This is a genomic window from Bacillus sp. FSL K6-2944, from assembly GCF_038005385.1.
Lineage (GTDB): Bacteria > Bacillota > Bacilli > Bacillales > Bacillaceae_G > Bacillus_A > Bacillus_A cereus.
Map to the genome: position 1 here is coordinate 2,158,348 of NZ_JBBOTE010000001.1, position 23,737 is coordinate 2,182,084.

The following is a 23,737-nucleotide window of genomic DNA, read 5'->3' on the forward strand; positions in this document are numbered from 1 at the left end:
TATCTTGTAATGATCCAATATTATTTCATACATTATTCAATAAAAAAAACACACGAAGCCCCTTAAGTCTTCATGTGTTTTCATACATGTTATTACATTTATAATTGAATAAATTATCTTATTCTGTAATATTAAATTTTGAAACCAATCCCCTTAATTCTTCCACCTTTTCTTTCATTTTGTTGGATTGGATTGATATTTGTTCAATTGATACGGCCTGTGATTGAATTGAATTTACTGTTTGAAGCGTCTCCTTTTTCACATCCGTTGCAGTTTCAGAAACTAGCGAAAGAGAAGCATTTACTTCTTCTGTACCAGCAGACATCTCTTCTGTCGCTGCGGATACTTCTTGAATTTGACTTGTAATCTTATCAATATCTCTCATAATAGACAAGAAGGTTTGATTCGCTTTGTGGGCAGCTTCTTTTCCTTCTACTGCCTTCTGTTGGCCTTTTCGCATGACATTAACTGTATCTTGAGTATCTTGTTGAATGGATTTTATTAAATGATTCACTTCCTTTGCAGATTCTTTAGATTGCTCAGCCAAGTCTCGAACTTCTGCGGCAACCACTGCAAATCCTTTCCCATTCTCTCCAGCACGTGCCGCTTCAATAGCGGCATTTAAGGCAAGAAGATTCGTTTGTTCGGCAATATTAGTAATTGCAGCGAGAGCTGTATCAATCTGTTGTGTACGTGTAACAAGTTTATTTATTACTTTTGATGTTTCCTCGACAACATCATGCACACTATTCATTTGAAGAATAGAGTGATTTATCACTTCACTACCGATATTTATTCGTTCTGTAGTCGTTACTGCTACCTCAGCGACTACAGCTGAAGATTCAGCTACAGTTTGCACCCCGGTTGTAATTTCTTCCATTGAGGATGAGCTCTCTTGAATACTAGTTACCTGTCCTTCTATTTTTGTTTTTACTTCTAAAACAGTCTGTACAACCTCATTTGAAATACTAGACGCTCGATTTGTATCTTGTAATACGCCCTCCGTAGTAGAAATAACCTCTTGTGTTGTCATCTTAACATTCGCAATTAATTGTTGAAGGTTATCTAACATACTATTAAAAGACTGAACAATATGCCCTAATTCATTATTTGCTTTATAAGGAGTACGTGTTGTTAAATCTCCAGCTGCTACTTTTTCCATATCACTTTGTAGTAACGCAAGTGGTTTTCGGATAGTTATTTTAATAATATATCCGATTAATATAATTATTAAAATTGCTAAAATCGAAATACTAACAAACATTATCATTGTATTTTGAGCACTATTATTATTTTCCTTCTGTAAAAGCTCTGCATTATTACTATTATATAAAATCAATTCACGAATTGATTTTATTGATTTTTGCATATTAGGTTCAATCTCTTTTAGGTAATATGCATATGCTTCCTCATTATTAGATTTCCCTAATTCTTGCGCTTTCTTCATTTGAGTCCTTAATTCATTAAATGTTTCATGAAACGTGTTATATAATTCTTTTTCTTTAGTAGAAATAACTTTAGCCTCAAACAGCTTTAAAAGATGATCATTTTCCTTACGAATTCCATCCATTTCTCTTATTAATTCATTCATTCTTTTTTCATCTTTTGATAACATTATTTCCATAAAGTTCATATTAACATGATAAAAATTAGATTCTACAATCCCAATCCGCTCAATTGGTAGTAAATTATCCTCATACATATTAGAAGAAGTACTTTTCCCTCTTTCTAGCCCCAAAAATCCTATTAGGGATAATACTATACATGCAATACTTGATATAGCTATTAGTATGTTTAGTTTTGTACCAACCTTACTGTTTCTTAATAATTCCAATTTAACATTCTCCATTCTAATATATAGTTTAAGTAATGTATTTTATAATAAGAATCCCAAAATTACGATGTTTATTTTGCGATATGCAATTTTGCATATCATCCACTACTGATTCAAAATAACCTAACATTGTAATTTTGGTTTTCCAAAAATTCATGATTATGAACACACCCTATTAATTCTTGAACTTCTCATCCAAAATATCCAAAAATATTGTGGCACCAGGGGAACCCATCATTGATGTATAAATTACACTACCATACAAGACTAGCTTAAAAATATTTTTCTTATTGCTCATTTTTCTATTTCCTCTCTATTAGAAGTACTCCTAGCACATCACACTAATAAAAACGATAGTATTAAAAAATAAGGAAAGACATAACACCTATGTCTTTCCTCTAAAATTGTAACACTCAATATACTCTTAGCTCTATTTGATTTGCCAGTTAAATCCTCACATTTCTTTCTTTATAATATCTCCTAACTCCGTCCAACTTGTAATCCGCGGGATATTGAGATGTTGATTGTAAGAAGTAGTTTTTGCATACACATTTATCGGTTTTCCTATTAACGTTTCTAAGACTGCCGGCTTATCATCAAAGAAATAGTTTAATTTTATTTCTTGTATGAAGTGTATTTTTTCTTCATCCTTCATTCCATAGAAAAAGCGATCTTCATGTACCGGAAAACCTTTTTCTATTAACCATTTTTTTGTTTGCTCTCCATGTTCTTTAGGCCGTGCTGTTATATAGTATATTTCATGTCCCTGTTTTTCTAATTCTTGTAATGTCTCTACTGCATATGGAAACGGTGAACAAGAAGTATAATAAATCTCATCCAGCAAACTATTCCACATATGACTGCCTTCCTCCGAAGTCATCCCAAATGCTTCATGAATTTCAATTGTTTTTAAAGAATGAAATACATCCAATCCTACTTTTTTGTTTAATTTCTTATTATATAAATGAAAAGCATGCTGCCTTAAATCAATTAATGTATCATCGATATCAAATCCAAACTTCACTCTTCATCGCTCCTTTCTGCAATCCATTTATCGAAACATATAAGTAGCTTTTATTCTCCTTATATTTTCCGATATTCTGGATAGCCAATAAATCTATAATCTTTTCCAACCTGGGTAAATGATACATCCTTAAATTCAATTGCATCTTGCATTTTAGTAATACCAGTCCCCTCTACAAAGCTAGGCGCCAATCTGCCCCCAATAATTTTTGGTGCGACATATAATATAAGTTTATCCATCAATTTATTTTCAATAAACGAAGCATTTACCTCTCCACCACCTTCAACAAGCAGGGAGGAAACTCCTTTTTGCCCTAAAACATCAAGCATTTCATGTAAGTTTATATGCTTTTCTCCGCTAGTAACAAATACTTTAACTCCTGCATTTTCTAATGCTATCTTTTTTTTCGCTGCATGATTACTTGTTGTAAATATCCAGGTAGGAGCTTCTCCATCTGTAACAACATTAGCTTCCATCGGTATGCGTAATGTCGAGTCCAATATTATTCGAATTGGATTTCGTCCATTTGGAATACGTGTTGTCAATGATGGATTATCCTTTTGAACAGTATTCGCTCCTACTAAAATAGCCGCATTTTCGTTTCGTATTTGGTGTACTTCTTGTCTTGCTTCTTTAGATGTAATCCACTTACTATCCGATGAAGACGTAGCGATTTTACCGTCTAATGTAACTCCTGATTTAATCGTTACAAATGGACGCTTTGTCAAAATATATTTATTAAAGACTTCATTCATTTTTTTAGATTCTTCTTCACACACTCCTACAAGTACTTCAATACCTGCATCTTGTAGAATTTTAATTCCACGTCCAGAAACAAGCGGGTTTGGATCAAGTGTAGCAACTACTACCTTCTTAATTCCTGCTTGTACAATTGCTTCAGCACAAGGCCCTGTTCTACCATGATGAGAACAAGGTTCAAGAGTTACATAGATTGTAGCACCACGTACCTGTTCTCCAGCCATACGTATCGCATGTATTTCGGCATGTGGTTCTCCGGCCTTCATATGTGCTCCGACCCCTACAATTCGATTATCATTTACAATTACAGATCCAACCAATGGATTTGGAGTCGTTTGTCCCTTCATAGCCTTGGCATTTTCTAGTGCTAGCTTCATATACAATTCATGCTCAAGCATGTAAGTGTCCCCCTTCAAAATGTCCAGAACGCTGAATCTTCGTTTGCAAATATTTCTCATTAAACTCTGAGATATCACCCCATAACGGTTCACGACTCGTAACATTTAATCCAGCTTTTTGTAACGCTTCTAATTTTTTCGGATTATTTGTAATAAGTTTTACAGGTTTTGAGCGTAGCGCTTTTAATACTTCAATTGTATCATCATAGTTTCGAACATCATCTTCAAAGCCTAGGTTCAGATTAGCTTCTACTGTATCTAACCCATTTTCTTGCAAGAGGTACGTCATTGCTTTACTAAACAAACCAATTCCTCTTCCTTCATGATTCGCTAAGTAAAATAAAGCACCTGAACCATGTTCTGTAATCATTTGTAAAGACTGCTTTAATTGGAATCCACAGTCACAACGTTTACTACCAAAGATATCACCGGTGTGACAAATACTATGCATACGAATTAGGGCATCTTCAGAATTCTCAAAATCACCATATACAAGCACACTAGATTGCTGCATATCAGCTAAATTAATAGATGAGAGTTTTTTGATAATTCCTTCTACACTATTTGTAACCTCACTACATTGTAACCAAGAATACCATTGGAAAATTTTAGTCTCCCCATATAAATTAATTGGCAATTTGATAGGTCCTACTAAATAAATATCCTTTCCATCTTGATGTATAAATTGAATTTTATCTTCTAACATATGAATTGTATCTGTTGTAACCATTAGGTACCTCCTAGTATTGAGAATCTCTAAAAATTCTCTTCCATTGTTATATTTTTTATTGTTTAACTTACACAACGTAAGTGTTTTTACAGATGCTATTCTTTTTTCTCTCAGCTTATATGCAATATGTATCATTACAACTTTGGCCATTTAAAGAAAAGAGTTTTAGTTACATAAAACAACTTAGTTACTTTATGTAAGTGAGTATACATTCGTAATTAATTTACGTCAAGTAATTAATTATAAAAACATTTGTTACTAATAGTAAGATGTTATATAATTTGTTTTAGGAGGTGAAGGAAAATGAATGATTCTACATTATGCCCTCGCTTTGAAAAAGGAATGAAATTTTTTAGCCAACGATGGACAGCACTAATTATTTACCAACTTTTTTCTGGATCTCAGCGCTTTTGTACGCTTGAATCTTCTCTTCCTGTTAGCGGAAGATTACTTTCAGAAAGATTGAAAGAATTAGAACTAGAAGGAATTGTCGAACGTAAAGTCTTTCCTGAGACACCAGTTCGTATAGAATATTCTTTAACTCAAAAAGGATTTGCTTTAGAAGCTATTATTCGCGGAATAGAAGAATGGTCACAGGAATGGATAGAACTTGAGGAATAACATAAAAGCTTTTTCGTATATAGTTTTAAGTAATCAAATTACAGATATCTATTATTAAAACGCTAGTTTTTCAAGCATTTATGAAAAGCTAGCGTTTTTTAATGAATAAAATAAAATTTAAGAAATGAAACAAGATGATCAAACCGATCACCTTGTTCCTTTAAAGATTAAAATAGTGATTTTAACAACTTTTATTAATACATACTCGATTAACAGAAATAATAAATAGAATTTTTGTAACTAAACAGTTTTATTTTCGCAATACAGTTAGCTTATCCCGCTATTTGCGGACAGTAAGACCACCACTGATTAAATTCCCATTTTATTGCATTTGAATATTACTTATGAAATTTCACACGCTCTTCAAGTGGTTGGAATTCTTTTTCACCTGGTGCAGCTGTTGGATTACCAAATGGCATTTGTGCAATTAGCTTCCAATTAGCAGGGACATTCCATTCTTGTTTTACCTCATCGTCAATTAATGGATTATAATGTTGTAAAGATGCCCCTAATCCTTCTGCTTCTAAACCTGTCCACACGACTAATTGGTGCATACCTGATGCTTGGTGTGACCAAATTGGGAAGTTTTCAGCATATGCAGCAAATTTTTCTTGAAGCGATTTAACGATAGCCTCATCTTCAAAGAATAGTACTGTTCCATAACCAGCTTTAAAAGAATCCATTTTTTGTTGCGTTCCTGAGAAATCTCCATCTCCAACTACTTTTCTTAATGTTTCAGTTGTAATATCCCATAATTTATCATGAGCTTCACCAAATAATACAACTAATCGCGCAGTTTGAGAATTGAAAGCTGATGGAGTATATTTCACAGCAAACTCCACAATTTCTTTAATTTTTTCATCCGATACTTGTACCTCTTTGTTAATTCCATAGTAAGTACGTCTTTCTTTCAGTGCAGTATAGAAATCTTTTGTCATAATTCATTTCCTCCTAAGTTTTAATATTCTTCAAAATGATACATTGCGAAGATAATATGAGTTGAAATGAGTTCATTTTTGAACCATTGAACACCATAACACCAATTGCTAGTCATTCTGAATCTAAACCACTGCTTCTTGCTTCAGTTTCCCTAAAAAAACACTTATAGCATCATTGATATAATCTAGTGATCATTCGGTATTATTTTACCCATTCTCTATTCATGTATCCTGCTTGTTTCATATTTACACAAATATGAAAATAACCTTAAATTGCTGGTCAAAAAAGCCAGGTAGCATGAATAACACATTACCTGGCTTTTTACATTTTTAATTTAAATTCAACTAAACATTACCAATGAATAGTAGTAAAAACTATACCTGTCACTTATTTAATAATTAACATCTCATAAGGATGTTGTTCCATAAATCTATTCTCCCAAGGAATCTCTAATGATGTCCAATTTGAACCACCGTCTACTGACTGATACACTCCTTTATTGCTAAACAGATAAAACGTTCCATCACTTGTTGCCTTTAATACTGGTATGATTGTGCCTTTAGGAGTTGGTAAACCTACATTCATTTCTGCCCAAGACTGATTTTTTTCTTTCTTATAAATAAATGATTCACAATTTCCATTATTGTAATCATGCGCTACGTGTGGATTTGAAGATGTCGCGATAATAATATTTTCTGGATCATTTGGGTTAACTGCCATTTGATATGCGTAATGATGCTTTAGCCCACTACACATATAGTTCCAAGTCTTACCTCCATCATTACTCTCCGCATACTCTTGACCTGGTTCTTTCAAGAATGAATCACCTAACACCCCGTATAAACGATTTGGCGCATCGCCATGTGATTTAAGAATGTGAATATCTTGAGGATAGTTCCCCTCTTTTTCCTCAGTCCATGTCTTACCTCCATCTACACTTTTAATTAATCCGCCTACCTCAATAGTCGTATAAATAGTTTCTGGATTATTAGCATCAATTTCAATATGTTTTACATGGTGTGTATATGTTCTTTGAGGAAAGAACCATGATGAATATGATGGCATTTGTCGATAATCAGTTAGCAGCTCAAAACTGTTTCCTCCATTTTTGGATACGAACATTGCGCTCGGTTCAGTTCCTACATATACAATCCCGTTACCGTCATCCCCCTTCGCTGGAGATACAGAAACTGCTGTAATAGCTCTCATATGAATAGCATTTGCTGGGAACACTTCACCAAAGGAAGGTAACGCACCAATCGCTTCCCATGAACTTCCTCCATCTTTACTTCTCCATAATCCCCTGTCAAAGGTACCACAATACATTCTTTCTGGATCGTATGGATCTGAAGCTAACGCAACCGGATTCGCACCTACAAACTGCGATTGGACGCTCCATGTTGAGTCTTTTTTTTCTGCAATTACAAGTTCTCTATCAAACGCTAATATGAATTTTTCCATAACTAAAATCTCCTCGTTTCATAATATATCTACTGTATTATTTAAATTTTTACCGTTACAAGTTATGAGATAACACTTATATGCTACAGCATATAAAGGATAAATTTTATAAGCAATATGTGATTAAAAACTTACATTATATAATTTGTTAACTTCACATCAGTATGATGAACAAGATGTCCTGTTAACTCATATAAGTCCATATGCCACCTTCAAATAAATCGCAATTTATATGCTATAGCATATATAATATAGAATGCATTATTTTATGTCAAACTTTAATACTGTTAATAAGTTCTTTAGCTCGCCTAAAGTAATTTAAAAGTCATAATATAAACAGAAACATTTTATTGAATAGAAAATAAAAAAAGAGTGCAATTTTTGCACTCTTTTTACTCATTTCTATTAGAAATCAAAGTTATCAGGATCTGGACCAACGCGGTGATTTTGATTTAATGCATCGATTTTTTCCATATCTTCTTTCGTTAATTCAAAGTTAAATACATCTGCATTTGCAATAATGCGGTGCTCTTTCGTTGATTTTGGAATTGTGATCACTTCATTTTGAAGGTCCCAACGTAAAATCACTTGTGCTGTTGTTTTACCATGTTTCTCAGCAATTGCCTGTAATGTTTCATTATCTAATAATTGACCTTGCATAAGTGGTGACCATGCTTCCATTTGAATACCTTGTTCTTTACAGAAAGCTTGTAATTCTTTTTGTGTTAAACGAGGATGGTATTCTACTTGGTTGATCATCGGCTTAATTTCTGCATCTTTTATTACATCTTGCAGATGGTGAATTTGGAAATTACTTACGCCAATTGCACGTACACGCTTTTCTTTATAAAGTGTTTCTAACGCTCTCCATGTATCTTTATATTTCCCTTCTACAGGCCAGTGAACAAGATATAAATCTAAATAATCTAGCTTTAATTTTTTTAAGCTCTCTTCGTATGCAGCAATCGTTTCTTCATATCCTTGATCTGCGTTCCATACTTTTGAAGTAATAAATAATTCTTCTCTTGAAATACCAGTTGTTTCAATACCGGCACGAATCCCCTCACCTACAGCTGCTTCATTTCCGTAAATTGCAGCTGTATCAATGCTGCGGTATCCTGCTTTAATTGCTGATTTAATCGCTTCTACAAGTTCTGGTCCTTCTTCTACTTTAAATACACCTAAACCAAACCAAGGCATTTCCACACCATTACTTAATACTGTTTTACTTTGTAAGTTTTTCATTTTATTTTCTCTCCTTTTATTTTACTTGATCTCTTTTTTCTAATGTCATGCTCCATGCTGTTAAAATAACAGCACCTACTACCATAATGCCGCCTACCCAAGCTGTATGAATTAACCCTAACGAGTTCGTTACAATACCGCCTAAATAAGCACCAAGAGCAATCCCAGCATTAAACGCCGCAATATTAATTGCCGATGCAACATCGACAGCACTCGGTACAAATCGTTCAGCTAACATTACGACATATACTTGTAACCCTGGAACATTCATAAATGCGAATAGCCCCATTAAAATAATTGTGATTAACCCAGCTACCTTAAATGGTGCCGTAAATGTTAAAACAAATAGTATAATCGCTTGAATAAAGAACATGTAGAATAGCGCTCGAATTGGATTATGATTCGATAATTTTCCGCCAATCACATTCCCTATCGCAATGGCGATTCCATACACTAATAAAATGATAGTAACCGTATTTGCTTTAAATCCTGTTACCTCTTGTAATAACGGAGATAAATACGTAAATGTTACGAATGTTCCCCCATATCCTAATGCAGTAATAATGAAAACTAGTAACAGTCTTCCGTTCGTAATCAGTTTAAATTGATCGCGGAATGATACAGACGCACCTTTTTTCATATTAGATGGAATGAGAATACTATTTGCAATTAAGGCGATAATTCCAATTACTACAATTGCTAAAAATGATGTTCTCCAGCCAAATTGTTGACCAATAAATGTTCCAATTGGTGCACCTGTAATAGTTGCAACTGTTACACCAGTAAACATAATCGCAATCGCGCTAGCCCGTTTATTTTCTGGGACAAGTGCCGCAGCAATTGTTGAACCAATTGACATAAACACACCATGCGAAAGTGCAGAAATAATTCGCGCAATAAGTAATACAGTGAAGCTTGTTGCTACCGCTGCGATCCCGTTACCAATAATGAAAATAATCATAATCCACATTAATAACGTTTTTCGTGACATATTAGCTGTTAATGACGTTAATACTGGAGCCCCAAACGCTACGCCTAACGCATATAAAGAAACTGTTAAACCAGCCGTTGTAACCGACACATGTAAATCTTCCGAAATAGATGGTAATAAACCGACACTAACAAATTCAGTTGTCCCAATCCCGAACGCACTAATTGCTAACGCTAACAACGCAAATATACTTCTTCGATTCGTCTGAACTTCTGAAGACGATGCTGTATATGAATTCAATTGAGTTTCCCCTCTTCCCTATAATTCCTATCATAATAGTGCGATAAAAAGGCCCTTTTATCTTCTAAAAAACATATTTAATCTCTACAAACGCTATTATGAATGGTTTCATTCTTTTTTTAAAGAACGCACTTTAAAGTACTATAGGTACTTTTTAGTACCGTAAAGCTTGTCTCTCTCTTACATGTACTATTATGAAATATATTCAATACAATGAATAGTACGTACTTTAAAGTGCTGTAGGTACTAAAAAGTAACATAGTTAGTTACCAGTACCGTAAAGCTTGTTTCTCTCTTACATGTGCTATTATGAATGATAATCACCCTAATAAAAAGTACGTACTTTAAAGTACTATAGGTACTAAAAAGTAACATTTATATAACCTAGCTTATTTTGCTCAAAAATTGAAATCTACATTCCACGAAAAAGACTTTCAAATGAAGAAATACACTTTCCCGTAGAGGCAACTTTAGAGAATATTACTTAAACATATAAAGGATCATGTTCATTACCACAGACAAATAATAAAAAGGCAAAAACGAACAGAAATGTGTTCATTTTTGCCTTTTTTATTTAATGATTAAAATGTACGACTTTTGGAAAGGAAATCTGCATTAGCTCCTGTTACACCACTTTGTCCCCAGTTCCCTGGAATCATTTCACGAATAAGAATTAGCACTTTATCCAAAGGTGCATGAGTATATTTAGATGTTACTTGTGTAAGTTCGTTTACCCACTTATCCTTTGTCTCTTGATCAAATGTATTCCATATATCAATCTTAATAATAGCCATTCCATTAACGTTACGACCTAGTGTATCGTAAGACTCTTTTGTCTCCCAATCGGACACCCTACTTTTCACAGCAAAGGTAGCATCACTTGCTACAGCCCCAGCTTTCCCCCAGTTTTCTTTCTCAAGTTCCGTTATCAACACTTGAATTTTATCAGGGACAATTTTTAATAGTTTTATTGTAAGTTCCGTTACACTATAAATAAATTCCTTCTTTTCTTCTGTTGACATGGTTGGCCAAGTATTTAGCTCGATTAATGGCATAGTATTGCCCCCTAAATTTAATTATCTATTGACTAGTTACAACTATTGGTTCAAATGATTTTTAACTGCTCTTACTACCAATTCGTGATCTTCTTCTGGTGGTAATCCTGAAACTGTTATCATTCCAATAACCCCTACGTTTTTTATTCTGATAGGAAAGCATCCACCAAACGCAGCATATTCCGAAGTATCTAAAAGATATTTTTCATTATATGAAATTCCAGTTATTTCACTTTGTATCTGCATATAATACGAGCTACGATCATGCAGGGAAACGACTCGTTTTTTACGCTCAATCCATTTCGTATTTTCCGCATTTGTCCCTGTCATCTTGAAATGAAATAATTGCACACCATTTTTCGTTATATCGACAGCAATCAATTTCCCCTCTCGCTTTGCTGTTTCAACGATAAATAAACCTAGTTGCAAGGCATCTTCATTTGTAAAAGAGGAAAATTGAAGCGTTTCCTCCTCTTTTACAATTTGTTTACTTATTTCATTCAAATTTGAAGTACTCATATCTTTAACCTCCATAATTGTTTTATGCCACACCGACATTTTTTCGAAATTATTAGGCCATATAGTACAACCTTTCAATCAATCTGATTCCAAATAAACTGCTGTAACATCGTTGGTAACTAGTAGTACCGTAAAGCTTATTTTCTTCTTACTGGTGCTATTATGAATGATATTCAAAGTTATAAAAAGTACGCACTTTAAAGTGCTATAGGTACTTTAAAGTACTATTCTACTTATCCCTATCTTACAGAGACTATTATGAAATATATTTAACATCTTAAAAATGTATGTACTAAAGAATAATATTTTTAATCACTAACTTTTTTGATCAATCGTTATAATCCAATTTCATCAAAATTTTTATCAATTATTACACTATCCAACAATAGGAGGAAACAAAGATGGATGAAAATATATCCAAAAGCTGAAAAGCAGTTGAGTCCCTTGAGGAAATAGTTATAATTCACTACTTATAGAAATAGGCATACAAAAACGCCATCCTTTCCTATAATTCTACAGAAAGAATAGCGTATTTTTCAAAAATGAGTTCTTTTATTGAGAAACTTTGATTCTATATCATACATAAAAGGGCAACCAGTGCTAAAACAGCTGGAAGTCCTTGTTTCACAATAATTGATTTATTAGATGTGAAACCTCCGAAAATAGCTGCTACCACCACACAAATCACGAAAAATAATTGGACCATATAACCAATTGGATTGAGTCCAAGTACAAGTCCCCAAATGAGACCAGCCGCTAAAAATCCATTATATAAACCTTGGTTTGCAAACATAATGGCTACGTTTCGATCTCCTTCTAAATGCTTCGGTAATTTGAAAGCACGTTTCGCTACTTTTGAATCAATAAAAAACATTTCAAGGATCATGATAAACAAATGTTCTAATGCTACGATCCCGACTAAAATAGCTGCGATTATTTCCACACTATTCTGCCCCCTACACTCTCTATTCTTTAATATTCTCTACATTTTTTTGCACCTGTAATAGAACATGAATAAGTATTTTGCGTTCTTCTCCACTGATATTTACGAACATTTCCTTCATAAAATGTTCCTTTTCTTTCTTGTCAAAATATTAATTGATATATCAATTATTGATACATCAATTAATATACATCTCTCTTTTTATTTTTGCAAGTTTTTTTGCTCAATTGGTTTTATTTTGTTCCAGCAACTTTAAACCAATTCAAAACATCAGTTCGCATTTCTAGAAATCATAATTACTTTAAGTTCATTCTGACAATCATATTTAACTAAATATATAAAAGAATTGAGTTATATCTCCATCAATTTATAAAAATTAATTTTTTCTAAAAACAGATACTTTACGTTTTTTATAGTAATAAAAATCATTTTTTTGTTTCAGAGGCAATCCATTTTGTTAGCCTGATGGGCATAAGATAGCACCCATATGGAGAACCAATTATCTTTCAAGAAGATGGCTAGAAATCTGGAATTGGTACAGGAGTTGCCTACTTCCCCGATTCAGATGGTACTAATTTAGAGCTAATTGCTCCAAAAGGGCCATTTAGACGTGACTAATTAAAATATATTAATACTGAAAAACCACCTTTATGAGAGGTGGTTTTTTGTTGCTAATAGTGAAGGTTAATATTGAGGTCTGATTGATACCTATTCCTTTTCCACATCTTTCATCATACCATCGAAAGAATAGTCTTATAGCTATTTCAAATATTTCGGCAGTACTATATTGCTAGCAAGCTAAAATTTCATGGTACTCCCCAAAAACTCTGCTGAATCATAACCCAAAGTTCATTTTATCATTTCAAGGTAATTCGAAATTCTTAAGTTGTTGGGCACGGGGTACAGCTGAAAAACAGTGTATATTCATTAACTTCAAACTAATTTTGATGTAACAAAATTGTATTTATACCTTTTTAACAAATTCAGATTTTAATTTCATAGCTCCAAAACCATCAATTTTACAATCAATATTATGATCTCCATCAACTAATCGGATACTCTTTACTTTTGTACCAATTTTTACAACTGATGAAGTTCCTTTTACTTTAAGATCTTTAATTACTGTTACAGAATCACCATCGTTTAAAATATTTCCATTTGCATCTTTAATTACCTTTGTATCTTCACTATTTTCAGCTTCTAATTCTAAAGTCCACTCATGAGCACATTCTGGACAAACAAAAAGATTCCCATCTTCGTAAGTGTATTCTGAATTACATTTTGGACAATTTGGTAAATTAGACATATTTTTATTTCCTCCACTCATTTTCGTGTATTCTATTAAATAAATATTATTTTTAATTTCCCTTTTCCGTTTAAATATACGGAAAATATTCTCTTCTTACTGTTTGATACTTATTTGTTGAATGTATAAAAAAACTACTTGTTCACACCTTGTAAAAAATCTTCTCCACATTCTCCAAAGCAAACTTTCTTCTTCTCTATTTTTTAATAAAATGATGAAAAAGTAGATGAAATCAAACAAACTTTGTATGTGAAGTGAAATTTTTAAAAATCTAATGCATTTACTTTATTCTTTATTGTATTGATTTCCTGAGATTGCTGAGAAAGCCCTGTACACTCATGAAAAGCAAAATGCTTACACCCTATACATTTTCTTGTATTCAGATGTCCTAAAGCACAATTAATTGCTTCCCCGGTATGATCAAAAAAGTTTTCTTTCCCAATCTCAGCGTACAATCCATTCTTATCTAGATTGGCTTTTAGCTCTGATTGAATTCCAGAAATAAGAAGTACGCCACCTTGTTTTTTGAAGTGCTGAACAATATTCCTAAAGTAAGACTCTCCTGTGGTATCAATAAAAGGAACTTTTCCCATACGTAAAATTAAAACTTTAGGTTTATAATGAATAGTCGCTAAAATATTTTGTTCAAATGTTTGAGCAGCCCCAAAGAATAATGGGCCTTCTATTGTATAAATACTAATTTGTGGACAATCATGAGCTTTATTTACCACATGCGATAACAATTTTTCATTCTTTTTTGTATGATCAGGAAGCACTTTAGATATAACAAGCATATTACTCATACGTTTTGTAAACAAAATAACAGCTAAAATAAGACCGATCTCCACAGCTGTTGTTAAACTAGTAAATACAGTAAGTAAAAATGTTACTAGTAATACAAGGGAATCTCCTGTCTTCATTTTGAGTATGTGATAAAAATGTTTTTGTTCGCTCATATTCCAAGCTACCACCATTAAAATGGGAGCCATACTAGCAAGAGGAATATGTGAAGCATATGGAGCTAACAGTAAAAGTGTCAATAACACAAATCCCCCATGAATAATACCCGACATCGGAGATACAGCCCCACTCTTAATATTAGTCGCTGTACGAGCAATTGCTCCAGTTGCTGGAATCCCGCCAAATAACGGGGTAACAATATTTGCAATCCCCTGACCGACAAGCTCTTTGTTACTGTTGTGTTTACTATTTGTCATACCATCTGCCACGACAGCGGATAAAAGCGACTCAATTCCACCGAGCATCGCAATAACAAATGCAGGACCAATTAACTGTTTTATACGTTCTAATGTGATTTCTGGTATATCAAACTGAGGAAGTGTATTTGGAATCGTGCCATATGCTGCACCAATAGTAGGTACATGACCTGAGAAAAATACAGTTGCAATTACAGTTGAAATAACAACACCTACTAATGAACCAGGCACTTTTGGTAAAATCTTTGGTGTTATGAGTATAACAAAAAAGCAAATCAAAGCAGTTATAACACTATAAAAATTGGTAGTACTGATATGAGTGAAGAGTTCCTTCAAATTCGCTAGAAATTCCTCATGCTTTTTTATACCTGTTAAACCTAAAAAACTAGCAATTTGTCCCGTAAAGATAATAACAGCAATACCTGAAGTAAAACCAATTGTTACAGGACGTGGAATAAACTTAATTAAAGAGCCTAGTTTGAAGATTCCCATAAGACATAAAATAATTCCAGCTAACAAACCCGCGAGTAGTAAATTTTCGTATCCATAGGTAATTACAACTCCTAAAAGAATCGGAACAAAAGCACCTGTAGGTCCTCCAATTTGATACTTCGAACCACCAAACAGTGAAATGAGTATTCCAGCAATACAGGTTGTATAAATCCCATACTCTGGCTTAACACCAGAGGCTATAGCAAAAGACATAGCAAGTGGAATCGCAACAACTCCAACAATCATTCCTGAAAGAAGATCCTTTTGAAAATGTGCTAATGAATATCCTTCAAACCTTCCTGTAAATAACTTTCTCATTACAAACCCTTCTTTTCTATTTTTAATAGATCTGGATTACAAATGTATTTCTCGGTCCCTTATACAGAAAATTGTCCTTTTCACAAAAATAAAAAACATCCTAATATTTACTATATGTTTTACTTAAATGACACTCCAATTCACCTATATCTCCACCTTGTTGTACATAGGATTTCAATCTTTCTGCTAAACGTTCTCCGGCTCGACTATCTAGCTTCTTCGTATCAATAAACGATCTAATCCTTACCTTATCTGGAGTAATATCTCTACGAAACATTTGTCCTGGAATTTCACTCCAAAAACGATTCCATTCATCCAGTAATCCTATTTGATCAAATAAAAAACCTTGAATTCCACATAACCAAGCTGTACAAGCAGTATTTCTTTTTCGACATCCAACTCCATCTTGTAAATGTTGGCATGAAAAACAACAAGAATTTCCACTTTTTATACAAACTTCACAAACGTAATGAGCTCCTAATGAGCGAAATGTTTCAATCCCATGTTGGATGATATCTTCTTTCTTAACCTCAATACTCAACCTATCCCTCCTTGGCCATCATTTCACTTTCTGCTTCATCTAGCTCTTCTAACATTGAAATCGTATCGATTAAATGGTTGTTGAAAATCTTCCGTGCAACCACCAATAAATCCACAATAATAGGGTCTCGTAAAGAATATAAAACTCTTTTTCCATCTTTCCTACCAACAACAATATTTTTTGAACGTAGTACACTTAATTGCTGAGAAACAGCTGAGCCTTCCTTATTTAAAATATCTTGAATTTCGTTTACGCTTTTTTCACCTTCTGACAATAATTCTAAAATACCTATTCGCAAAGGGTGTGCTAAGGCTTTAAAGAAATCTGCTTTAAATTGTTGCATTTCGTTTCCCATTGAAATCCCTCCGTTACTTTTCCTCAATTTCAAAAAGTATCATATACATCTTCAAATGTTTGAATATGTATATGATACTTTTAAAACCTCGAATTTTCAATACAAATTTTACAATATTAAATAAGCATCAAATAGAGAAATATACTATTCAAATTCAGGTTCAAAATTTATTATCCAAAATAAAAGCGCCTAACATATTAGGGATATATAATACGTTAGGCGCTTGATATTTAAAATTTTTCGATTTAGGTCTTGATAATATTGGATGAGTATATGACCAAAACGCTAGATGACTAATATGAATAAACTTATTTGTAAAATTAATTCCTTAGAATATTTTAAGAGCAAGTTTTGAAAAAAACTATTCAAAACTTGCTCCTTATTTTCTCAGATCCAACTATTTTGATACTAAAACCAACAGTAGTGAATTAGAATAATGACTTAATACTTGCTAAGACAGTAAGTACACCTACAATAATAACAAATACGTTGCTCATTTTCCCTTTGTATTTAGCTAGTACTGGCACTTTTTGAATCGCATACATCGGTAATAGACATAAGATAGCAGCAACTAAAGGACCGCTTAGAGAATCAATAAGTCCAAGAATACTTGGATTTGTATAAGCAACAAACCAGCATGATAATACAACAAAAGTAAGAATTATTGTCTTAATTGTTTTTTCTTCAATATCTTTTCCACGTGATTTACCAAACTTAATAATCATGTCACGCATTACTTCAAATGCTCCTATATAATGGCCAAGGAAAGACTTTGTAATAGCCACAAAAGCAATAATTGGAGCTGCAATAGTGATTACAGGCGAATTAAGCTCATTAGCAAGATATGAAAGAATTGATAAGTTTTGCTCTTTTGCCATTTTTATATCATCTGGAGTCAAGCTCAATGCGCTACTCCAAACGAAGAACATAACAACAGCGAATGTCATGATATAACAAACCTTTTGTATTTGCGCACATTTAGCATCAGTGGCTTCGATTCCATACGTAGCTCTCTGTTTCACAACAAATGATGAAATCATAGGTGAATGATTAAATGAGAATACGATGATTGGTAGAATCATCAATATCGTCCCAAAATAGCCTGTTCCTGTTGAAGCAGTTGAAACAGCTGAAAAACTAAGCATTGACGTATTCCACTGTGGAATTAAAGATATTGCGATAAACAGTAGAGAAACTATGAAAGGATACACTAACATACTCATTACCTTTACAGTAATATCTTGACCAAAATTCAGTATAGCGATAAGACCAAGAACTAATACAAGTGATAAAATAGCTCTTGGAGGTTCTGGCATGTGCAATTGATGCACAATAAAACTACTTGCAGTGTTTGTAAGCGCAACCGAATACATTAGTACGATTGTATAAATTGAACCGAAATATACGATGTTAAAAATGATACTCGCTTTATTTCCGAAATACTCTCTAATTGTACCTGTGATCCCCTCATCAGCAGAATTAGAAGCGTATATCATTTTAGCAAGTGCCCTATGTGAGTAGTACATAACTGGATATGCAAGCAATGTAATTAGTAGTAAAGATAATAAACCACCTGAACCTGCATTAATCGGTAAAAAGAGCACCCCTGCTCCAATTGCAGTTCCAAATAGACTGAGTGCCCATGTAGTATCCTGCTTATGCCACTTTTTCGGATCTGCATATTGCTCATTTTTTAGTGCGGTATTTTCAGCTTGAACTTCTATTTTCTTTGCAGTATTCCCGTTCATATAATAACTCCCCCTTGTATCTATTCCTGCATTTCTCTTTGCAACTAATAAATATTCCCTTTTTGGAAAATGAATTCCTTACAAGTTGCCCCACATTGTATGTCCTTCATCATAATGAATCCAAATTGAAACATTCGCTAATTAGCGTCCTAATATAATTGTTAGCGTTCACAAAAAAGTTTACTCGTAATATCCGCTCTTTATATAAAGAACCCTTAAGAGAACAATATGGAATAGACTTCATAAATACGTTGCAACATTTCTAATAACAGTGTATTACTTTAATGGTTTCTCTTTTTTACTTTTAACAGTAATTTTAGCTAAACCGGCCTCTCTTCATTTGCGAGGCATTTCTTTCTCAATTCTATACATTACTTTCATAACTTCGGTAGCACTGATGATATTGCTCACACAAGCCACTGAAGCACATTACATACGTTTCGCCTCTAATCACACACCTTTCTTACTAATAATCGCATTTTTTATATTTTCTCCAGAGATAATAAAATTTCTCTCGACGCCCTCATTATAACGTGTATATTTATAAAATTAATATTTTTATATTTTCAGAAATATTAAAGAGGAATAATTTTATATGGATAATATTTTACAGTTAGCATGTAGCCATTGTTTTTATCGCTTAAAGCTGAATTAGTTAGTAAAAAAATACAATAATACATTGTTTTTCTAGGTGACTTATTATAAAAATACTTATATCCCCTTTTATCAAAAAATTTTATTTTAAACATAAAAGATATTCTAATAAATAATTAATGTAGGTAAAAAGAAAAAAATCCCAAAATAAAAAAACCAAATTTTAGGATATATATTATTAATATTGAATTCATATACAATTTAAAAAGCTACACTGAGCAAAAAACAAAAAAGCTGCCCCATATGGACAGCTCATTTACATAATTATCGTTATCAGGAATACACAAACAAATCACTTCAATATCATCTTAATTGTAGTTTGTTCGGCTCTTCTTCAGGGATATCTCTATGTTTGTAATGAATCGTTTTTACATCATTTCCTTTTATGCGAAAAGTAATTGTGTCCCATAAGGCGGATTGTGTGCACCCTCAAAAGTTTAAATTTTAAAATCCCTCATTAACTAGCTCTTTTATCGAGTTTAATTTTGAAGAAAGCTCGATAAACCATTCTTCATCCCCTGTTAATAATGCAAGATCTATAAGATAAAGGATTTGTTCCTTATTTATTACCTTTGATTCAGGGAGTTTGTTAACGTGTTTACTAAAGAGTAAAATCGCTTCGTTTATTGTGTACTGGCCGTCACGTTTCACAATACTAACTGTAACTATATCCTCTACATCATCAAGTGATACAATATAACCAACTATTAATTCACCTTCATTTGATATTCCACGAACCCAATCTCCTACTTTTAAAACATGATTATTATTTGACATCATACCGTTTCACCTTCCTATAAATATTTTTTGTGACGATAAAAAAGATATAAAAACAAATTATACTGTAATATTTTTCATTACATTTAAGTGTTAAGAACTCACGGCTATATAATAATTAAGCCGCTTAACGCTCTTGATTGATAAGGTCAACAACTTCTTTCATTGTATAATTCTTTAAGTATTCACCTAGATGCTCTTCAGCACCTAAGAAAATAGCGAAAAGAACTTTTCGCATATTCGAACCTACAACACACTGATTGTTTGATTCTGGACACTTCGGCTGCAAAGCACCTTCAGAGGTTATCTGATAAATATGCCAAAGATTAATTTCATCTAAATCGCGAGCGAAAATAAAACCGCCACCAGTCCCCTCTTTCGATTGTATAAACTTATGTTTTTTTAACAAACTTAGTACTTTGCGAATGCGTACTGGATGAACACCTGCACTTTCTGAAATAGCATTACTTGTTGACATCCGGTCTGGCTGTAAAGCTAAATAAGTTAAACTGTGTATGGCCAAGGTAAAGTCGCTGTTCATGATTTTCCTCCTACGATTAAAAATATTGTTTCTCATATATTAACATACTGTAGCCATAAATATTACAGATTGATTAGAACGTTAAAACATGTGGAATGCTTCTTGCCATAAAAAATTAATTCCCTTATATTCTATCCCGTCCCACCTATATCTGATAACTTCATTTAGCTTTTTAAGTTAAAAAGAAAATTAAACACTCCACTGTTTCTTCACTTGTTCTTCTGCCAACTGTTCAATTTTTGTCCAAATCGTATCTTTACTCACAATAACATTTGTTTGATAATTTTTATCATTATAATTAACTGTAACACATACTTCAATCATCTTCTGCTTCCTCCTTTCAAGAAAATTTCTTATTTATATTTAATACCTGAAAAATTTTGAATTTAGTTATAATCTCTAGCATATAACTTCATTTTTTTAAATAATTAAGTTTAAAAACCCCACTGTTTCTTCACTTGTTCTTCTGCCAACTGTTCAATTTTTGTCCAAATCGTATCTTTGTTCACAATGACATTTGTTTGATAGTTTCTATCTTTATAATTAACTGTAACGCATACTTCTATCACCTTCAGTTTCCTCCTTTCAAAAAATTTCTCTTTCATACTATTACTTATTAATTAGCCAACTTTTGCAGTTCAATGTTTAAAAATGTTCGGACACTACGTGGTAAAAATTTGCGAATTTCTTCTTCGTTAAAACCAATTTGCAATCTTTTTTCGTCCAGCATAATCGGGCGACGCAACATTAGTGGATGCTCAATTATTAATGTATAAAATTCATTTAGCGAGAGCTCATCAATATTTATATTTAAGTCCTGAAAAGTTTTGGATCTAGTTGAAATAATTTCAGTAGCCCCCTCTTCAGTTAAACGAAGAATCGATTTAAGCTCATCAACTGTCATAGAATTTGATACGATGTTTTTTTCAATATAATCAATTTGATGCTCTTCAAGCCATGCTTTCGCTTTTCGGCATGAAGCACAGCTTGCTGTTGTATATAGAATTACCATATTTAACTCACTCCTTTAATGTTATTAAACGTACATTTTAAATATCGCTTATTGAAATGTATTAAAAAAAATTACAGTTTAGAATCAAATTCACATAATGTTAATTATTCAGCAATGTTTCATTTATCTCTATTATTCATGCTACATTTTACAGACGTTAACAACTCACTTTTAAAAATCTTACTGTAATTTTAAACTTTACAGTTCGATTAATCAACTGTTAAGTCTTGGATTAATTTTAATAACACAACAAATTATTCTCATGTAAAATTCCCCATAGCATGATGGCTCCTTCAAAGCACATTTCACGCATTTCTTGCTTACAAGTGCTATTATGGATTATATTCATCCTAATAAAAAGTACGTACTTTAAAGTGTTATAGGTACTAAAAAGTAACATATGCATTTTTAAGTGCCGTTCTGCTTATTTCTCTCTTACATCGGTTATTATGACCGATATTTAGCACAATAAATAGTACACACTTTAAAGTGTTATAGGTACTAAAAAGAAATAATTTTAGTATTGCAACGGATGTAGGCTCACAACTGTAATCTAAATTCATCAAAGGAGTTTTTTTATGAAGACATACAATATTCCTGTAGAAGCGACTTTAGAAGTTATTGGCGGAAAGTGGAAAGTTGTTATCCTTTGTCATTTAAAAAAAGGAACAAAAAGAACGAGTGAATTAAAACGTTTAATGCCTGGTATTACGCAAAAAATGTTAACGCAACAATTACGGGAACTAGAAGAAGATGGTGTAATCCAAAGGAAAGTATATGACCAAGTACCACCAAAAGTAGAGTATTCTTTAACGGATTACGGTTCGTCTTTAGGAGCTATACTCGATTCCCTCTGTTCCTGGGGAGAAGTTCATCTTGAAAAAACCGGGAACACATCCATGCTGATTACAGCAGATGAATAATAACTGTAGAAGACATAAAAATAGGTTGAGACAATACTTGCCTCAACCGGTTTTTATGTCTCTTTATAATTTTTTGCCGTAATGACTGTTTCAAACTCAAAGGTTTCCGGTAGATGATCTGCATAAGAATATTCAAAAGTTCGTCCATCCGTTAAGTAAGCTACTTGCTCAACTCGCATTAGGAAATCCTGATTTGTTAAGTTCATAAACTGCTTTTCCCTATCATCCGGGCGAATCCCTTTAACCCTGACAACAGATGTCCCTACTTCAAGACCAAGTGTATTTTGAATATGTGAGTATATCGATTCCTCTAAAACAGAAGCCTCAACACCTGGGATAATCGAAATCGGCATCCATGTATGCTCCATAATCGTTGGAATGCTGTGAATGATGCGGAGGCGAATGATTTTATAGACGAAATCACCAATTGAAACTCCCAATTTCTCAGCAACTACTTCATCAGCACCTACAATCGCAAACTCGATAATTTTACTTTCTACCTCACTACCGTAAACAGCTTTCGTACCTGTTAAAGTTTGAATCATTCGTGCCTTTTCCTGCTGATGCCAATCTTGTACCACTGTTCCACTTCCGCGCCGACGGATAATGTAGCCGTCTCTTACTAATAGATCCAGCGCTTTTTTAATCGTAAGTGCTGAAACATCGAATTCTTCAGCAAGGACGGAGCTACTCGGAATTTTTTCGTTGATTTTATATTCACCGTCTAAAATTTGCTGTTTAATCTTTTGATAAATGCCGAGGTATTTTACTTGTGTTGATCCGCTTGCCATTTCCATACCTCCTCGTATATTAATATTTAAGCCCTATTACAGGCTTAGATTTTCTTCTTAATAAGAGCCCTATAAATAAAAATACTTGGACGTCTCAAGATATTTCTAGATAATGATTGTAGGATCATTTGGGACAATTCTTTCACCTCCTGTGGATTTACCACATTTGAAGAGTGTTTCTCAGTGAACGTGCGGGACTCCCTACTCGCAGGCTGAGCAGCCTGCCCCTCGAACCTAGATGATAGTAGCTCTAGGGCGGCTTTCGATTCAGGACTAGCTCTCATACACGAGGTTGTTGGTCGG

Annotated in this window: 24 protein-coding genes and 2 pseudogenes; 3 read left to right on the forward strand and 23 right to left on the reverse strand. The window is 33.2% G+C overall.

Annotated features, from left to right (window positions below; all coding sequences use genetic code 11):
- Positions 1-118 precede the first annotated feature (118 nt).
- From MHH55_RS10905 to MHH55_RS10920, 4 genes are all read right to left on the reverse strand, one after another.
- Positions 119-1,834: an MCP four helix bundle domain-containing protein gene (locus MHH55_RS10905; RefSeq protein ID WP_174766969.1), complete on the reverse strand. Its 1,716-nt coding sequence runs from the start codon at positions 1,832-1,834 to the stop codon at positions 119-121.
- Positions 1,835-2,288: 454 nt separating this feature from the next.
- Complete coding sequence (locus MHH55_RS10910; RefSeq protein ID WP_000668224.1) at positions 2,289-2,858, reverse strand: 5' nucleotidase, NT5C type; 570 nt, start codon at positions 2,856-2,858, stop codon at positions 2,289-2,291.
- 59 nt (positions 2,859-2,917) lie between these two features.
- A complete protein-coding gene (gene ribD / locus MHH55_RS10915) occupies positions 2,918-4,015 on the reverse strand; it encodes a bifunctional diaminohydroxyphosphoribosylaminopyrimidine deaminase/5-amino-6-(5-phosphoribosylamino)uracil reductase RibD (RefSeq protein ID WP_139362488.1) in 1,098 nt (365 codons plus the stop codon).
- On the reverse strand, positions 4,008-4,745 hold the full coding sequence (locus MHH55_RS10920; RefSeq protein ID WP_000258858.1) for a GTP cyclohydrolase II: 738 nt from the start codon (positions 4,743-4,745) through the stop codon (positions 4,008-4,010). The genes ribD and MHH55_RS10920 overlap by 8 nt, the downstream gene beginning before the upstream one ends.
- 303 nt (positions 4,746-5,048) lie before the next feature.
- On the opposite strand from MHH55_RS10920, the gene MHH55_RS10925 reads away from it, so the two are divergent.
- On the forward strand, positions 5,049-5,366 hold the full coding sequence (locus MHH55_RS10925) for a winged helix-turn-helix transcriptional regulator (RefSeq protein WP_001000104.1): 318 nt from the start codon (positions 5,049-5,051) through the stop codon (positions 5,364-5,366).
- Positions 5,367-5,704: 338 nt separating this feature from the next.
- On the opposite strand, the gene MHH55_RS10930 is transcribed toward MHH55_RS10925, so the two are convergent.
- From MHH55_RS10930 to MHH55_RS10960, 7 genes are all read right to left on the reverse strand, one after another.
- Positions 5,705-6,304 (reverse strand): nitroreductase family protein, encoded by a 600-nt coding sequence (locus MHH55_RS10930; protein ID WP_000158938.1) that lies wholly within the window; start codon positions 6,302-6,304, stop codon positions 5,705-5,707.
- 388 nt (positions 6,305-6,692) lie between these two features.
- Positions 6,693-7,766: a WD40/YVTN/BNR-like repeat-containing protein gene (locus tag MHH55_RS10935; RefSeq protein ID WP_078187196.1), complete on the reverse strand. Its 1,074-nt coding sequence runs from the start codon at positions 7,764-7,766 to the stop codon at positions 6,693-6,695.
- A gap of 405 nt (positions 7,767-8,171) precedes the next feature.
- Positions 8,172-9,011, reverse strand: a complete 840-nt coding sequence (locus MHH55_RS10940; RefSeq protein WP_000793565.1) for an aldo/keto reductase — start codon at positions 9,009-9,011, stop codon at positions 8,172-8,174.
- A gap of 16 nt (positions 9,012-9,027) precedes the next feature.
- Positions 9,028-10,242 carry an MFS transporter gene (locus MHH55_RS10945; RefSeq protein WP_001089891.1) on the reverse strand — a complete coding sequence of 405 codons (1,215 nt, stop codon included), beginning with the start codon at positions 10,240-10,242 and terminating at the stop codon, positions 9,028-9,030.
- 581 nt (positions 10,243-10,823) lie between these two features.
- Positions 10,824-11,297, reverse strand: coding sequence for a tautomerase family protein (locus tag MHH55_RS10950; RefSeq protein WP_001128306.1), 474 nt, complete (start codon positions 11,295-11,297; stop codon positions 10,824-10,826).
- Between the two features lie 42 nt (positions 11,298-11,339).
- Positions 11,340-11,855 (reverse strand): heme-degrading domain-containing protein, encoded by a 516-nt coding sequence (locus MHH55_RS10955; protein WP_139362489.1) that lies wholly within the window; start codon positions 11,853-11,855, stop codon positions 11,340-11,342.
- 532 nt (positions 11,856-12,387) lie between these two features.
- Entirely contained in the window at positions 12,388-12,759 is a 372-nt protein-coding gene (locus tag MHH55_RS10960; RefSeq protein ID WP_000402473.1) for a DUF1304 domain-containing protein, read from the reverse strand.
- Positions 12,760-13,242: 483 nt separating this feature from the next.
- Here MHH55_RS10960 and MHH55_RS10965 point away from each other — a divergent pair.
- Positions 13,243-13,377 (forward strand): annotated as a pseudogene (locus tag MHH55_RS10965) (VOC family protein); the annotation flags it as partial.
- Between the two features lie 346 nt (positions 13,378-13,723).
- Here MHH55_RS10965 and MHH55_RS10970 read toward each other — a convergent pair.
- The 11 genes and pseudogenes from MHH55_RS10970 to spxA all read right to left on the reverse strand — a co-directional run bounded on the left by MHH55_RS10970 (position 13,724) and on the right by spxA (position 21,720).
- Positions 13,724-14,065, reverse strand: a complete 342-nt coding sequence (locus tag MHH55_RS10970; protein ID WP_000067659.1) for a zinc ribbon domain-containing protein YjdM — start codon at positions 14,063-14,065, stop codon at positions 13,724-13,726.
- Between the two features lie 263 nt (positions 14,066-14,328).
- On the reverse strand, positions 14,329-16,092 hold the full coding sequence (locus MHH55_RS10975; RefSeq protein ID WP_078187199.1) for a SulP family inorganic anion transporter: 1,764 nt from the start codon (positions 16,090-16,092) through the stop codon (positions 14,329-14,331).
- A 100-nt stretch (positions 16,093-16,192) separates the two neighbouring features.
- The gene (locus MHH55_RS10980; protein WP_000021461.1) at positions 16,193-16,633 is read right to left on the reverse strand and encodes a hypothetical protein; all 441 of its coding nucleotides are present in this window, start codon (positions 16,631-16,633) and stop codon (positions 16,193-16,195) included.
- Position 16,634: 1 nt separating this feature from the next.
- Positions 16,635-16,988 carry an ArsR/SmtB family transcription factor gene (locus MHH55_RS10985; protein WP_000526187.1) on the reverse strand — a complete coding sequence of 118 codons (354 nt, stop codon included), beginning with the start codon at positions 16,986-16,988 and terminating at the stop codon, positions 16,635-16,637.
- Positions 16,989-17,416: 428 nt separating this feature from the next.
- Positions 17,417-18,736 carry an aromatic amino acid transport family protein gene (locus tag MHH55_RS10990; RefSeq protein WP_001014168.1) on the reverse strand — a complete coding sequence of 440 codons (1,320 nt, stop codon included), beginning with the start codon at positions 18,734-18,736 and terminating at the stop codon, positions 17,417-17,419.
- 957 nt (positions 18,737-19,693) lie between these two features.
- Positions 19,694-19,827 (reverse strand): annotated as a pseudogene (locus tag MHH55_RS10995) (DUF3888 domain-containing protein); the annotation flags it as partial.
- Positions 19,828-19,834: 7 nt separating this feature from the next.
- Entirely contained in the window at positions 19,835-20,170 is a 336-nt protein-coding gene (locus MHH55_RS11000) for an IDEAL domain-containing protein (protein ID WP_000987462.1), read from the reverse strand.
- Positions 20,171-20,294: 124 nt separating this feature from the next.
- Positions 20,295-20,708 (reverse strand): Rrf2-family transcriptional regulator SaiR, encoded by a 414-nt coding sequence (gene saiR, locus MHH55_RS11005; RefSeq protein ID WP_001083465.1) that lies wholly within the window; start codon positions 20,706-20,708, stop codon positions 20,295-20,297.
- A gap of 189 nt (positions 20,709-20,897) precedes the next feature.
- Positions 20,898-21,032 carry a BA3454 family stress response protein gene (locus MHH55_RS11010; protein ID WP_078187588.1) on the reverse strand — a complete coding sequence of 45 codons (135 nt, stop codon included), beginning with the start codon at positions 21,030-21,032 and terminating at the stop codon, positions 20,898-20,900.
- Between the two features lie 110 nt (positions 21,033-21,142).
- On the reverse strand, positions 21,143-21,277 hold the full coding sequence (locus MHH55_RS11015) for a BA3454 family stress response protein (RefSeq protein WP_000573515.1): 135 nt from the start codon (positions 21,275-21,277) through the stop codon (positions 21,143-21,145).
- Between the two features lie 47 nt (positions 21,278-21,324).
- Positions 21,325-21,720 (reverse strand): transcriptional regulator SpxA, encoded by a 396-nt coding sequence (spxA, locus tag MHH55_RS11020; RefSeq protein WP_000236189.1) that lies wholly within the window; start codon positions 21,718-21,720, stop codon positions 21,325-21,327.
- Between the two features lie 578 nt (positions 21,721-22,298).
- Between spxA and MHH55_RS11025 the strand changes: the two genes are divergently transcribed.
- Positions 22,299-22,643: a winged helix-turn-helix transcriptional regulator gene (locus MHH55_RS11025; RefSeq protein WP_000860831.1), complete on the forward strand. Its 345-nt coding sequence runs from the start codon at positions 22,299-22,301 to the stop codon at positions 22,641-22,643.
- 53 nt (positions 22,644-22,696) lie between these two features.
- Here the strand turns inward: MHH55_RS11025 and MHH55_RS11030 are convergent, their stop codons facing one another.
- Positions 22,697-23,434 carry a GntR family transcriptional regulator gene (locus MHH55_RS11030; RefSeq protein ID WP_074554943.1) on the reverse strand — a complete coding sequence of 246 codons (738 nt, stop codon included), beginning with the start codon at positions 23,432-23,434 and terminating at the stop codon, positions 22,697-22,699.
- Between the last annotated feature and the right edge of the window lie 303 nt (positions 23,435-23,737).